Annotated in this window: 12 protein-coding genes; 10 read left to right on the top strand and 2 right to left on the bottom strand. The window is 72.3% G+C overall.

Translation table 11 applies throughout. The features are described from left to right. Window positions 1-422 precede the first annotated feature (422 nt). Entirely contained in the window at window positions 423-1,256 is an 834-nt protein-coding gene (locus ACFV2J_RS14455) for an HAD family hydrolase (RefSeq protein WP_385095967.1), read from the bottom strand. 596 nt (window positions 1,257-1,852) lie between these two features. On the opposite strand from ACFV2J_RS14455, the gene ssd reads away from it, so the two are divergent. The 7 genes from ssd (at window position 1,853) to ACFV2J_RS14490 (ending at window position 7,378) form a co-directional block, all read left to right on the top strand. Continuing rightward, window positions 1,853-2,947: a septum site-determining protein Ssd gene (gene ssd / locus ACFV2J_RS14460; protein ID WP_385095964.1), complete on the top strand. Its 1,095-nt coding sequence runs from the start codon at window positions 1,853-1,855 to the stop codon at window positions 2,945-2,947. A gap of 311 nt (window positions 2,948-3,258) precedes the next feature. Continuing rightward, window positions 3,259-4,437 (top strand): TadA family conjugal transfer-associated ATPase, encoded by a 1,179-nt coding sequence (locus tag ACFV2J_RS14465; RefSeq protein WP_385438799.1) that lies wholly within the window; start codon window positions 3,259-3,261, stop codon window positions 4,435-4,437. Further along, window positions 4,434-5,300, top strand: coding sequence for a type II secretion system F family protein (locus ACFV2J_RS14470; RefSeq protein WP_385082153.1), 867 nt, complete (start codon window positions 4,434-4,436; stop codon window positions 5,298-5,300). Before ACFV2J_RS14465 ends, ACFV2J_RS14470 begins: the two co-directional genes overlap by 4 nt. Next, window positions 5,297-6,079, top strand: coding sequence for a type II secretion system F family protein (locus ACFV2J_RS14475; protein ID WP_385082143.1), 783 nt, complete (start codon window positions 5,297-5,299; stop codon window positions 6,077-6,079). The genes ACFV2J_RS14470 and ACFV2J_RS14475 overlap by 4 nt, the downstream gene beginning before the upstream one ends. A gap of 79 nt (window positions 6,080-6,158) precedes the next feature. Further along, a complete protein-coding gene (locus tag ACFV2J_RS14480) occupies window positions 6,159-6,365 on the top strand; it encodes a DUF4244 domain-containing protein (RefSeq protein WP_385082145.1) in 207 nt (68 codons plus the stop codon). Further along, a complete protein-coding gene (locus ACFV2J_RS14485) occupies window positions 6,352-6,753 on the top strand; it encodes a TadE family type IV pilus minor pilin (protein WP_385438804.1) in 402 nt (133 codons plus the stop codon). Before ACFV2J_RS14480 ends, ACFV2J_RS14485 begins: the two co-directional genes overlap by 14 nt. A 223-nt stretch (window positions 6,754-6,976) precedes the next feature. Beyond that, window positions 6,977-7,378: an Rv3654c family TadE-like protein gene (locus tag ACFV2J_RS14490; protein ID WP_385082149.1), complete on the top strand. Its 402-nt coding sequence runs from the start codon at window positions 6,977-6,979 to the stop codon at window positions 7,376-7,378. Here the strand turns inward: ACFV2J_RS14490 and ACFV2J_RS14495 are convergent. Next, a complete protein-coding gene (locus tag ACFV2J_RS14495) occupies window positions 7,344-9,797 on the bottom strand; it encodes a DEAD/DEAH box helicase (RefSeq protein WP_385082150.1) in 2,454 nt (817 codons plus the stop codon). The two genes, ACFV2J_RS14490 and ACFV2J_RS14495, sit on opposite strands and share 35 nt — an antisense overlap. 80 nt (window positions 9,798-9,877) lie before the next feature. Between ACFV2J_RS14495 and bldG the strand changes: the two genes are divergently transcribed. The 3 genes from bldG (at window position 9,878) to ACFV2J_RS14510 (ending at window position 13,508) form a co-directional block, all read left to right on the top strand. Further along, window positions 9,878-10,219, top strand: a complete 342-nt coding sequence (gene bldG, locus ACFV2J_RS14500; protein WP_003975386.1) for an anti-sigma factor antagonist BldG — start codon at window positions 9,878-9,880, stop codon at window positions 10,217-10,219. 114 nt (window positions 10,220-10,333) lie between these two features. Further along, complete coding sequence (locus ACFV2J_RS14505) at window positions 10,334-10,771, top strand: ATP-binding protein (RefSeq protein ID WP_385082151.1); 438 nt, start codon at window positions 10,334-10,336, stop codon at window positions 10,769-10,771. Window positions 10,772-11,093: 322 nt separating this feature from the next. Next, on the top strand, window positions 11,094-13,508 hold the full coding sequence (locus ACFV2J_RS14510) for a sodium-translocating pyrophosphatase (RefSeq protein ID WP_385082152.1): 2,415 nt from the start codon (window positions 11,094-11,096) through the stop codon (window positions 13,506-13,508). Window positions 13,509-13,657 lie beyond the last annotated feature (149 nt).

The following is a 13,657-nucleotide window of genomic DNA, read 5'->3' on the forward strand; positions in this document are numbered from 1 at the left end:
GGGCGTGGGGCCGGCCGGTGGGGGGGCGTGTCGGGGGGGGGCGGGGCGGTTTCTGTCCGGGGGGGGGGCGGGGCGTTGTTCTCGACCCCCCGCTGGCACGCTCACCGGGTTACCAAGCGTCCTCGATGTGTTGCCCATCAGGTCGGGAACTGCTGCCCGTCACCTGGTGCGGCTGGCCCGTAATCGACGGGTCGACGTCGCGTGGGTGCCTGGTGCACATGCTCGGTCCGTGGGGCCTTGGTTGAGTTTTAAGGTGATCCTTTCGGATGTCCTTGGTCTCGCGGGCCGTTAAACCCTTTGTACTCCAGGTCCGGAGGAAGCGGAACCCCTGGCTGCACTTCTTTACTTTTAGGTTCAAAGGCCTGCGAATCGGGCGGGAATTGCGCCGCACGCGTGCGTGGCGCCCCGCCCGCGTCGCACCCTCACACCGCGGTGGCGCGCCGCCTGCTCGCGTACCAGACGAGCCCCGCCGTGGCCGCCGCCGCTCCTATCGCCGCGGCCGCGACGAGCGCCGGACGCTGCGGAACCGACAGTGCGGGCAGCCGCTGCTTGAGCCGCACCGGGCGGTGGAAGTCCAGGACGGGCCACCCGCGCGCGGCCGCCTCGCGCCGCAGCGTGCGGTCCGGATTCACCGCGTGGGGGTGTCCGACGGACTCCAGCATCGGGACGTCGGTCGCCGAGTCGCTGTACGCGTAGCACCGTGCCAGGTCGTACCCCTCGGACGCGGCCAGCTCCTTCACCGCCTCGGCCTTCGTCGGCCCGTAGGCGTAGTACTCCACCTCCCCGGTGAAGCAGCCGTCCTCGCCCACGACCATCCGGGTGGCCACCACGCGGTCGGCGCCGAGCAGCTCCCCGATGGGCTCGACCACCTCCGCCCCCGACGTGGACACGATCACGACGTCACGTCCGGCGGTGTGGTGCTCCTCGATCAGCGAGGCGGCCTCGTCGTAGATGATGGGGTCGATCAGGTCGTGCAGCGTCTCCGCGACGATCTCCTTGACCTGCTGGACGTTCCAGCCGCGGCACAGCGCGGACAGGTAGGCGCGCATCCGCTCCATCTGGTCGTGGTCCGCGCCGCCCGCCATGAACACGAACTGGGTGTACGCGGTGCGCAGGACGGCCCGCCGGTTGATCAGTCCGCCTTGGTAGAACGACTTGCTGAAGGTGAGCGTGCTCGACTTCGCAATGACCGTCTTGTCCAGGTCAAAGAAGGCTGCCGTGCGAGGCAAGGAGTGGTTTTCCACGAGCTCGAGCATAGGCGCCCGCCATTCGGGCTAGTGTGGTGCGCGTGGGTTTGCCTGAGAGGCCTCTCGGGTACACCATGGAAGTCACGGATCGTTCGCGACCGTGCTAACCCGGTCCGACTCCTCCCCCCCCGAGTCGGCCGTGGGGACGACCCCCGCTCTCCCCCCCGGCGGGGGTCGTCGCATGTCCGGATGGGTTTTCACCCCCTCTTGCGCGACCCCGGAACCCTGTTGCCACCGCTTCGGCGGCCCCTTTGGCATGCTCGTGATCCGTCACTGTGCGTAGTCGTTGTGCTGCTCTGCGAAAGTCGCGCACGAGCTTCCGCTATGGGTGAAGGCGATATTCACAACCACTGAGTTGTCCACAGTTATCGACCAAGATCCACACGATTTCCCGGATCGCTGCACCGTGATTCCAGCGCGTCCCGCTCGCGGCGAGTTCCTCACGGCGAGTTCATGGCCGGTTCCGTTTGTGGGACGCGTTCGGCCGGTTCGTCACGGCCGTTCACAGGGAGGCCGCTCGCCGGTTCTCCACACGGGCGGGAATCGCGGGTCCGCAGGGAATCCTGCGGGCTCCGCGCAAGAAGCAGCGAAGGGGGCTGGAGATCGTGGCGGGAGCCATCACACACGACGTGCCACCCGCCGCCGACGGGCGGCAGGGCGGACCATTGATCGTCACGGAGGACGTCGAACTCCTCGATGACCTGCTGCGTCTGTGCGCGGCGGCGGGTGCGAGGCCGGAGGTGCACCACGGTGTGCCGGAGCGCGGAGGCAGCTGGGAGGCGGCACCGCTGGTGCTGGTCGGCGACGACGCCGCGCGGCGGGTGCGCGGGGCCGTGCGCAGGCGCGGGGTGGTACTGGTCGGGCGGGACCAGGACGACTCGGGCGTCTGGCGGCGGGCCGTCGAGATCGGCGCCGACCATGTCCTGATGCTGCCCGACGGCGAGCAGTGGCTGGTCGACCGCATCGCCGACGTGGCCGAGGGCGTGGGCCGGCCCGCGCTCACGGTGGGCGTCATCGGCGGCCGGGGCGGAGCGGGTGCGTCCACGCTCGCCTGCGCGCTCGCCCTCACCTCGGCGCGCGAGGGACGCCGCACCCTGCTCGTGGACGCCGATCCGCTGGGTGGCGGACTCGACGTGCTGCTCGGCGGAGAGGCGGTCGAGGGCCTGCGCTGGCCCGCGTTCGCGGCATCCCGCGGCCGGGTCGGCGGCGGCGCGCTGGAGGAGTCCCTGCCCGAACTGCACGCGTTGCGCGTCCTCAGCTGGGACCGCGGTGACTCCGTCGTCATTCCGTCGCAGGCGGTCCGCGCTGTGCTGGCCGCGGCCAGACGGCGGGGCGGTGCGGTGGTCGTGGACCTGCCCCGCCGCATCGACGACGGTGTCGCGGAGGCCCTCGCCCAGCTCGACCTCGGAGTGCTGGTGGTCCCCGCCGACCTGCGCGCGATCGCGGCGGCGGGACGGGTGGCGTCCGCGGTCGGCATGGTCCTGCGCGATCTGCGGGTGGCGGTCCGGGGTCCCTACGCTCCGGGTCTCGACGACCGAGAGGTGGCCCGGCTGCTCGGGCTGCCCCTGGTCGGTGAAGTACCCGCCGAATCCCCGCCGCCGGACGCCGGCGTGCCACCCGGGGGAGCGGCACGGGGGCCGCTCGCCCGGTTCTGCACCGCCTTCTGGGAGCGAGTGACGAGGGAGGGCGGGGGCGCGTGAACCGGAACAGCGACGCGGGGACACACCGAGCCGCGGCCGGGATCGGCTCCACGACGCCCGGCCGAGCCGAGGCTCCGACGGGGCCGGCCCGACGGACAGCACCGGTCGAGCCGGCCCGGCGCACGGCACCGACTGGGCCGACGGGGCGCGCGGCACCGTCGGGACCGCCGACACGGTCGGGTTCGCCAACACGGTCGGGATCGCCCGGACCGCCCGGACCGCCCGGACCGACGGGCTCGCCGGGACCGCGTGGACATGCGGGGTCCCTGGGGCCGGGCGGGAGGGACGGGCCGTCAGGAGCCGTGGGACGCATGGGGCGCGTGGGGCGTACGGAGCTGTTGGACGGTGTGCGGCAGTGGCTCGCCGAGAGTGGTTCGGAGCCCACACCGGCACGCGTGGCACAGGCCCTGCGCGCTCAGGGCCGCGTCCTCGGTGACGCGGAAGTGCTCGGAGCGGCCCGGCAGTTGCGCTCCGAGCTGGTCGGCAGCGGACCTCTGGAGCCGCTGCTCGCCGACCCGTCGGTCACCGACGTCCTGGTGTCGGCGCCCGATCGGGTCTGGGTCGACCGGGGCGGCGGTCTGGAGCTGACGGCCGTCTCCTTCCCGGACGCGGCGGCCGTACGACGCCTCGCGCAGCGTCTCGCGGCCGTGGCCGGACGGAGGCTCGACGACGCCCGCCCCTGGGTCGACGCCCGGCTTCCGGACGGCACCCGGCTGCATGCGGTGCTGCCACCGGTCGCCGTCGGTTCCACCTGCCTGTCGCTGCGTGTCGTACGACCGCGTGCGTTCACGCTCGGCGAGTTGGTGGCCGCCGGGACGGTGCCGCCCGGCGGGGACCGAGTGCTGCGGGCCCTGCTGGAGGCCCGGCTGTCCTTCCTGATCAGCGGGGGCACCGGCTCGGGCAAGACGACGCTGCTGAGCGCGCTGCTGGGACTGGTGGGCCCGGGGGAGCGGATCGTGCTGGCCGAGGACTCGGCGGAGCTGCGACCCGACCATCCCCATGTGGTCCGGCTGGAGGGGCGGCCCGCCAACCAGGAGGGCGCCGGGCTCGTGGCACTGCAGGACCTGGTCCGCCAGGCCCTGCGCATGAGACCGGACCGGCTGGTCGTCGGCGAGGTGCGCGGCCCGGAGGTCGTGTCGCTGCTGGCGGCGCTCAACACGGGTCACGAGGGCGGCTGCGGAACGGTGCACGCGAACGCGGCGGCGCAGGTGCCGGCCCGCCTGGAGGCCCTGGGCACCGCCGCCGGGCTCGACAGGGCGGCCCTGCACAGCCAGTTGGCGGCGGCGCTGTCGGTCGTCCTGCATCTCGTACGCGACCGGACCGGGCAGCGGCGCATCGCCGAAGTGCACGTCCTGGAGCGCGATCCGTCGGGGCTGGTGGTGACGGTGCCGGCGCTGCGATGGGGTGCACGGGCGTTCGCGTACGAGCCCGGTTGGGAGCGGCTGCGGGGGCTGCTCCGAGAGGGGAGCGAGGGGAGCGGACCGTGGTGACGGGGACGGGCGGGATGTCGGTGGGGGCGGCCATGGCGTGTGCCGGGGCGGCGGCCTGGCTGGTGGGCGGCTGGGACTCGGGAGCACGTAGAGCGCGGCTGGTGTGCGCGGGCGGCACGGGGGTGGCCGGGCCGCCGGCGGGGGAGAGGGCGCGGGCCGGATGCCGGCGGCTGCGCGGGCGGCTGCGGCCCGAGGGGTGGGCGCTGGTGGCCGGGACGGCGGTCGCGTTGCTGGGTGCCTCCGTCGTGCCGCTGCTGCTCGGCGCGGCCGGGGTGCCGTTGCTGCGGCGGGTACGGCGGGCCGGGGAGGCGGACCGGGAGCGGGAGCGCCGGGGCGATGCGGTGATCGCCCTGTGCGGGGCGCTCGCCGGTGAGGTGCGGGCCGGACGGCAGCCGGGCGAGGCGCTGTTGAACGCCGCGCACGACTCGGGCGGCCTCGGCGAGGCGCGGGCGGCGGTACTGGCGGCGGCGCGGTTCGGCGGGGACGTGCCGGACGCGCTGACCGACGCGGCACGGCAGCCGGGGGCCGAGGGGCTGGTGGGGCTCGCCGCCTGCTGGCGGGTGGCCGTGGACCGGGGTGCGGGTCTCGCGGCGGGGCTCGACCGCCTGGAAGGGGCACTGCGCGCGGAGCGCGACCAGCGGGCCGACCTGAGAGCCCAGTTGGCGGGGTCGCGGTCCACGGCGGTGATGCTCGCGGGGCTGCCGGTCCTGGGGCTGTTGCTCGGCACGGCGCTGGGCGCGGATCCGCTGCACGTGCTGTTGCACAGCGGGCCGGGCCTGGGCTGTCTGCTGGTCGGTGGGGTGCTGGAAGGCGTGGGCCTCTGGTGGGCGCTGCGCATCGTGAAGGGAGCGGAGGCGGTATGAGCGAGGAGATCCTCCACAGGCTGGGGACGCTCGGGTGCGGGGCACTGGCGCTCGGGTGGCTGGTGCGGGCGTTCGGCAGAGTGCGCCACGAGCGGCGGGTGCGCGGGCGGCTGGCCGAGTTGCTGGACCTGCGGAGGGAGCCGGAGCGACGGCGCTTCGACGTCGGGGGCGCGGCGCGGCGGTGGCTGGCGCCCGCGGGTGCCGTGTGTGCCGGCTGGGTGCTGGTCGGAGGGCCGGCCGGGGTCGTGGCCGGTCTGGTCGCCGGGCTCGGGATCGTTCGGTGGCGCCGGCGGCGTGGGCGAGGGCCGGTGCAGGAGTACGACGTGGCGCGGGCGGCCCGGCAGCTTCCGCTCGCCGCCGACCTGGTGGCGGCCTGTATCGCGGCGGGGGCGGATCCCGTGGCGGCGGCCCGGGCCGTGGGCGAGGCCCTCGGCGGGCCGGTCGGGGAGCGGCTCGCCCGGGGAGCGGCGGAGGTGCGGCTCGGAGGCGAACCGGCCGAGGCGTGGCGGAGGTTGGCGTCGGTACCGGGAGCCGGGGGTCTGGCCCGGCTGCTGGAGCGGGCGGGTGAGTCGGGGGTACCGGCGGCCGTGCCGGTCGGGCGACTCGCCACCGAGGCCCGCGCCGAACGGGGGCGGAGCGCGACGGCACGGGCACGCAGGGCGGCCGTCATGGTCACCGTGCCCGTGGGGCTGTGCTTCCTGCCCGCGTTCCTGGCGATCGGTGTCCTGCCCGTGGTGATCGGGCTGGCGGACGGGGTGCTGGGAGGTGGTGGCGGATGACCGGCCGGACGGCCGGCGGCAGGCGTCGGGTGACGCCACGAGACAAGTGATCAGCAGGATCGAACCCACGGGGGTTGAGATGTACAGGACGGTACGCGTGCGGGTGCGGGCATGGATGCGCGGTCTGGCGGCGCGGAGGGACGCCGGGATGGTCACCTCCGAGTACGCGGTGGGTGTCATCGCGGCGGTGGCCTTCGCGGCCGTGCTCTACAAGGTGGTGACGAGCGGTCAGGTCAGCTCGGAGTTGCAGGACATCGTGGGGCGGGCGCTCAATGTCCCGACGTGAGCCGGTGGGGAGCGGTCCGGCTCGCGGCGGCGACCGTGGATTCGTGACCGCCGAGGCCGCGGTGGTGCTGCCCTCGCTGGTGCTCGTCGGAATGGCGCTGGTGTGGGCCCTGCTCGCCGCGTCCGCGCAGATCCGGTGCGTGGACGCGGCGAGGGCCGGCGCCCGCTCGGCGGCCCGCCAGGACCCGCCCGAGACGGTCCTGGCGACGGCCCGCCGCGCGGCGCCGGACGGGGCCCGGGTCACGGTGAGCCGGACGGGTGATCTGGTCCGGGTGGAGGTCACGGCGAGCGCGCCGGGTCCCGACGCGCTGTCCCTGGAGCTGAGCGACGTGGCCGTGGCCCTCTCGGAGGAGACCGTGGGGGTGACCGGGGATGGCACGAGGTCGTAGCGCGCCGCGCGTCCGACTCCGGCCGTTGCCCGACACCTCCCGGCTCCCGCGCCCCTGGTCCGGGCCCGTGCGCACCCCTTCAAGATCCCCGAACACCCTTCCGGGCCTCCTCCACGGAGTTACCCGGCCCCGCGCCCTTCTCCGGCCCCCGCACGCCCCTCTGACGGCCACAAGGGCTGTCACAAGCACTGACACGAGGGCTGTCACAAGGGTCGTCGCCCGGGTGAGGAGGCGGACGGCTTCCACGGGTGCGTCGGACCGGGGGTCGGCCACCGTGTGGGCGGTCGGGGTGATCGCCCTGCTGTGTGCCGTCTTCGGGGCTGTCCTGGCCATGGGGCAGGTGGTCGTGGTGCGCCATCGCGCGGCGGGGGCGGCCGATCTGGCCGCGCTCGCCGCAGCGGACCACTGGACGGACGGGAGCCCGGCGGCCTGCGCCGCGGCGGACCGGGTGGCCCGGGCCCAGCGTGCCCGGCTGGCGCGGTGCGTGGTGGAGGGCGAGATCTCGGACGTCACGGCCGTGTCGGGTGCGGGCCCGTTCGCCGTGGAGATCAGGTCCAGAGCGGGCCCCGCCACGCCGGTGGACCCGGTGACTACTCCCGCGGCGCTCCCCGCAGCAGTTCGGTGAGCAGCCGGACGGCACCCCGTTTGTGCAACGGCTCGTTTCCGTTGCCGCACTTGGGGGACTGGATGCAGGACGGGCAGCCGGCCTCGCACTCGCAGGAGGAGATGGCCTCACGGGTGGCGGTGAGCCAGGCACGGGCGGTGTGGAAGGCGCGCTCGGCGAAGCCCGCGCCGCCGGGGTGACCGTCGTAGACGAAGACCGTGGGCAGCAGGGTGTCGGGGTGCAGCGGTACGGACACGCCACCGATGTCCCAGCGGTCACAGGTGGCGAACAGCGGGAGCATGCCGATCGACGCGTGTTCGGCGGCGTGCAGGGCGCCGCCGAGGATCTCCGGCCCGATGCGGGCGGCGTCCAGCTGGTCCTCGGTGACCGTCCACCACACGGCACGCGTGCGCAGCGTGCGCGGAGGGAGGTCGAGCTTCGACTCGCCCAGGACCTCACCGGTGATGACTCGGCGACGCAGGAAGGAGACGACCTGGTTGGTGACTTCGACGGAGCCGTAGCACAACCGGCCCTCGCCCCAGGGGATTTCGGTGTCCGTCTCCAGGACGGAGATGGCGGTCGTGTCGCGGGCGACCGTCGAGTAGGGCGGGCTGGCCTCCTCGACCAGTGCGACGGAGTCCTCCAGGTCCAGGTGTCTCACCAGGTACGTACGGCCCTGGTGCAGATGGACCGCGCCCTCGTGCACCGTCGTGTGCGCGGCGCCGGCGTCCACCGTGCCGAGCAGCCGTCCCGTTCCGGCCTCGACGATCTGCACCGGGCTGCCGCCCTCGCCGCGGATGTCGGTCAGGTCGGCGGCCCGCTCCCGGCGCGTCCAGTGCCAGGCCTTCGTCCGGCGGCGCAGCAGCTTCGCGGCCTCCAGCTGCGGCAGCAGATCCGCGGCGGCCGGGCCGAAGAGCTCCAGGTCCTCGTCCGTGAGGGGGATCTCGGAGGCCGCGGCGCACAGGTGCGGGGCGAGGACGTACGGGTTGTCGGGGTCGAGGACCGTGGATTCGACCGGCTGGTCGAACAGGGCTTCGGGGTGGTGCACGAGGAACGTGTCCAGCGGGTCGTCGCGGGCGACCAGGATCGCCAGCGCGCCCTGCCCCGAGCGCCCGGCGCGGCCCGCCTGCTGCCACAGGGACGCCCGGGTGCCGGGGTAGCCCGCGATGACGACGGCGTCCAGTCCGGAGACGTCGACGCCGAGTTCGAGGGCGGTGGTGGCGGCGAGGCCGAGGAGTTCGCCCGAGTGCAGGGCGCGTTCGAGGGCGCGGCGTTCCTCGGGGAGGTAGCCGCCGCGGTACGCCGCCACGCGCCGGGCGAGTGAGCGGTCGATCTCGGCCAGCCGCTCCTGGGCGATCACCGCGATCAGTTCGGCGCCGCGCCGGGACCGTACGAAGGCGACCGAGCGTACGCCCTGGACGGTCAGGTCGGTCAGGAGGTCGGCGGTCTCTGCGGTGGCGGTACGCCGGACGGGCGCGCCCTTCTCGCCGTGCAGGTCGGTGAGCGGGGGTTCCCAGAGGGCGAAGACCAGTTCGCCGCGCGGGGAGGCGTCGTCGGCGACCTCGACCACCGGGAGGCCGGTCAGGCGGCGGGCGGCGACGGAGGGTTCGGCGGCGGTCGCGGAGGCCAGCAGGAAGACGGGTGAGGATCCGTAGCGGGCGCACAGGCGGCGCAGTCGGCGCAGCACCTGGGCGACGTGGGAGCCGAAGACGCCGCGGTAGGTGTGGCACTCGTCGATGACGACGTACTTCAGGGCACGCAGGAAGGAGGCCCAGCGGGGATGGGAGGGAAGTATCCCGCGGTGCAGCATGTCGGGGTTGGTCAGGACGTAGTTGGCGTACTGGCGGACCCACTCGCGTTCCTCGACCGGGGTGTCCCCGTCGTACACGGCCGGGCGGACCGCGTTGCCCAGAGGTTGTGAAAGTTCCTTCACGGCGCGGCGCTGATCGGCTGCAAGGGCCTTTGTGGGCGCCAGGTAGAGCGCGGTGGCCCCCCGGCCGTTCGGCGCCTCGGAGCCCTCCAGGAGGGCTGTGAGGACCGGCACGAGGTATGCCAGGGACTTGCCGGAGGCCGTGCCGGTGGCCACGATCACGGATTCGCCGTCCAGGGCGTGCTCGGCGGCGAGTGCCTGGTGGGCCCAGGGGTGGTCGATCCCCACGGCCTGCACGGCGGCGACGACCTCCGATCGGATCCGGTCGGGCCATACGGCATGGCGACCCGCCCGCGGGGGCAAGTGCTCCGTATGAGTGATGCGCGAAGCCCGGCTCGGCCCCGAGGCGAGCCGGTCCAGGACCGTGCCCGGAGAGGGGCGCGAAGCGGTGTCCGCCGAGGTTCGATCGGATCGGTGATTCTTGGCCATCGGCATCGAGTGTGTCACTGGCGTGACGGACAATGGGCTCAAGGCGTCGTGCACGCCTGCCGGTAAGTGATTGAATGCCATCGCGGCTGGCGAACCGTCCCGGGGGCTCTGCCGAGGTGTCCCTTGGGGCGACCGCTCGATAGCAAGGTGCTGGAGGATCCGTGGACCTGTCCCTGTCGACCCGTACCGTCGGCGATCGTACGGTCGTCGAGGTCGGTGGCGAAATCGATGTATATACCGCGCCCAAGCTGCGTGAGCAGCTGGTCGAGCTGGTGAACGACGGCAGTTTCCATCTTGTCGTCGACATGGAGGGCGTGGACTTCCTCGACTCCACCGGGCTCGGCGTTTTGGTGGGCGGCCTGAAGCGTGTGCGTGCCCATGAGGGCTCGCTGCGACTGGTCTGCAACCAGGAGCGCATTCTGAAGATCTTCCGTATCACCGGTCTCACCAAGGTGTTTCCCATCCACACCTCGGTCGAGGAAGCGGTAGCGGCCACCGACTGACCCCGTCGCGGGGCGCCACGGAAGCGTGGCGTCCGAGACGGTAGAAGCAATGGAGGGGGACCGGGCCTCGGCGGCCCGGCCCCCTGACAGCACGCCCGTAGGTGAGGGGGATGCATGGCCACCGTTGAACTCCGCTTCAGCGCGCTGCCCGAGCACGTCAGGACCGCCCGACTGGTGGCGGCAGCGGTGGCGCGCAGGGCCGGAGTGGACGAGGCCGCCCTCGACGAGGTCAGACTCGCCGTGGGCGAGGCCTGCAGCCGTGCCGTCGGACTGCACCAGAGCAGCGGCATCTCGGCGCCGGTGCGGGTGACGCTGATCGAGGAGGAGAAGCAGTTCTCCATCGAGGTCGGCGACGAGGCGCCGCGTTCGGCGCCCGGTGAGACGGCGCCCGGAGCGTCTCGCGGCGATGCCGACATGGACGCCGAGGAGGACGAGATGGGCCTCGCGGTCATCAGCGGCCTCGTCGACGACGTGGAGGTCAGCGCCGACGAGCACGGTGGACTGATCAGGATGAGCTGGCCGACCACGCCGCCGGTCACGCTCGTACCCTGATGTCCCCCTCGTAGCAGGACACGTACAAGACACACTCATCACATGAAGGGCCCTGCCTCGCAGGGCCCTTTTTCTTGCGCCCGGGCAGGTGAGATGACTGCACGCGCCTTTCGTGAATTCGTTCACGATCAATCACGCGATTATTTGATCAAGGGTCAACGCTTTTGGGGCATTACCTCTTTTGGGTCCTGTGAACGCCCGTCGATCATTTGCTGACGGGGATGTGAAGGCGAATTCCGTTTACCGCGTACTGTTTTGATCAGGTTCCGGTACCTACAATCCGTCCACATCTTGAGCTCAGCCCAAGCGTCAAGGAGGACGAATGGCGGGGCTTTCTACCCCTCATCAGTTTGACCATCCCACAACCTTCGCAGCCGCAGTCCTGACCGACGACAACCGTCTGATCGTGATGGTCATCGGCGTCGTCGCGCTGGCGGCCCTTGCGGTCGCCGGGGTTCTGGTACGACAAGTGCTCGCGGCCGGCGAGGGCACCGACAGCATGAAGAAGATCGCGGCAGCGGTCCAGGAGGGCGCGAACGCCTACCTGGGACGGCAGTTGCGCACCCTGGCGGTATTCGCCGCCGTGGTGTTCTTCCTGCTCATGCTGCTGCCCGCGGACGACTGGAATCAGCGTGCCGGAAGGTCGATCTTCTTCCTGATCGGCGCGGTGTTCTCGGCGACCACCGGATACATCGGTATGTGGCTCGCCGTCCGGAGCAATGTCCGCGTGGCCGCCGCCGCACGGGAAGCGACCCCGGCGGCGGGTGAACCCGAAAAGGATCTCACCGCCGTCTCGCACAAAGCCATGAAGATCGCATTCCGTACGGGCGGCGTCGTCGGCATGTTCACGGTGGGGCTCGGTCTGCTGGGCGCCTCCTGTGTGGTGCTGGTGTACGCGGCCGACGCGCCGAAGGTCCTGGAGGGATTCGGCCTCGGCGCCGCGCTGATCGCCATGTTCATGCGTGTCGGCGGCGGCATCTTCACCAAGGCCGCCGACGTCGGCGCCGACCTGGTCGGCAAGGTCGAGCAGGGCATTCCGGAGGACGACCCGCGCAATGCCGCGACCATCGCCGACAACGTGGGCGACAACGTCGGAGACTGCGCCGGTATGGCCGCGGACCTCTTCGAGTCGTACGCCGTCACGCTCGTCGCCGCGCTGATCCTCGGCAAGGCGGCGTTCGGGGACTCCGGGCTCGCCTTCCCGCTGATCGTGCCCGCGATCGGCGTCCTCACGGCCATGGTCGGCATCTTCGCGGTGGCGCCCCGCCGTTCGGACCGCAGCGGCATGTCCGCGATCAACCGTGGCTTCTTCGTCTCCGCGGTGATCTCGCTGGTGCTGGTAGCGGTGGCCGTCTTCGTCTACCTGCCGGGGAAGTACTCCGGCCTGGACGGCGTCACGGACGCGGCGATCAAGGCGAAGAGCGGCGATCCGCGGATCCTCGCGCTGGTGGCCGTCGCGATCGGCATCGTGCTGGCCGCCCTGATCCAGCAACTGACCGGCTACTTCACGGAGACCACCCGCCGTCCCGTCCGGGACATCGGCAAGAGCTCGCTCACCGGTGCGGCCACCGTCGTCCTCGCCGGTATCTCCATCGGTCTCGAATCGGCCGTCTACACCGCGCTGCTGATCGGTCTCGGCGTGTACGGGGCCTTCCTGCTCGGTGGCGCGTCCATCACCCTGGCGCTCTTCGCCGTGGCGCTCGCCGGCACCGGCCTGCTCACCACGGTCGGCGTCATCGTCGCCATGGACACCTTCGGTCCGGTCTCCGACAACGCCCAGGGCATCGCGGAGATGTCCGGCGACGTCACGGGCGCGGGCGCCCAGGTGCTCACCGACCTGGACGCGGTGGGCAACACCACCAAGGCCATCACCAAGGGCATCGCCATCGCCACGGCCGTCCTCGCGGCCTCGGCGCTCTTCGGGTCGTACCGGGACGCGATCCTGTCGGCCGCGAACGACGTGGGCGAGAAGGTCTCCGGGCCCGGCGCGCCGCTGAACCTGATGATGGACATCTCCCAGCCCAACAACCTGGTGGGCCTGATCGCCGGCGCGGCCGTCGTGTTCCTCTTCTCGGGCCTCGCGATCAACGCCGTCTCGCGCTCCGCGGGGGCCGTGGTCTACGAGGTGCGGCGGCAGTTCCGCGAGCACCCCGGGATCATGGACTACACGGAGAAACCCGAATACGGGCGGGTCGTGGACATCTGCACCAAGGACGCCCTGCGGGAGCTGGCCACCCCGGGTCTGCTCGCCGTCCTGGCGCCCATCGCCATCGGCTTCACACTCGGTGTCGGCGCGCTCGGCTCGTATCTCGCGGGCGCGATCGGCACCGGCACGCTGATGGCCGTCTTCCTCGCCAACTCCGGCGGCGCGTGGGACAACGCGAAGAAACTCGTGGAGGACGGTCACCACGGCGGCAAGGGCAGCGAGGCGCACGCCGCCACGGTGATCGGCGACACCGTCGGTGACCCCTTCAAGGACACCGCGGGACCCGCGATCAACCCGCTCCTGAAGGTGATGAACCTGGTGGCGCTGCTGATCGCGCCGGCGGTCGTCAAGTTCTCGTACGGCGACGACAAGAACCTCGCTCTGCGCATCCTGATCGCGGTCCTCTCGTTGCTCGTCATCGTGGTCGCGGTGTACATCTCCAAGCGACGCGGGATCGCCGTGGGCGACCAGGACGACGAAGGGGACGCGCAGCGCGTCTCCAAGTCGCCGGATGCGGCGGTGGTTTCGTAGCCTCAGGGAGCTCCATCCGGCCAGGTACTGGCCAACGGGCGGGGGGGGGGGGGGGGGTGGTGAGCCCCCCCCCCCCCCCCCCCCGGGGGGGGCACACCCCCCCCCGCCGCCCAACAGAGGGGGGGGCAAGAAGTGGACTAGGAGGGTGA

It is taken from the genome of Streptomyces sp. NPDC059668 (genome assembly GCF_042734135.1).
In the GTDB taxonomy this organism is placed as follows: domain Bacteria; phylum Actinomycetota; class Actinomycetes; order Streptomycetales; family Streptomycetaceae; genus Streptomyces.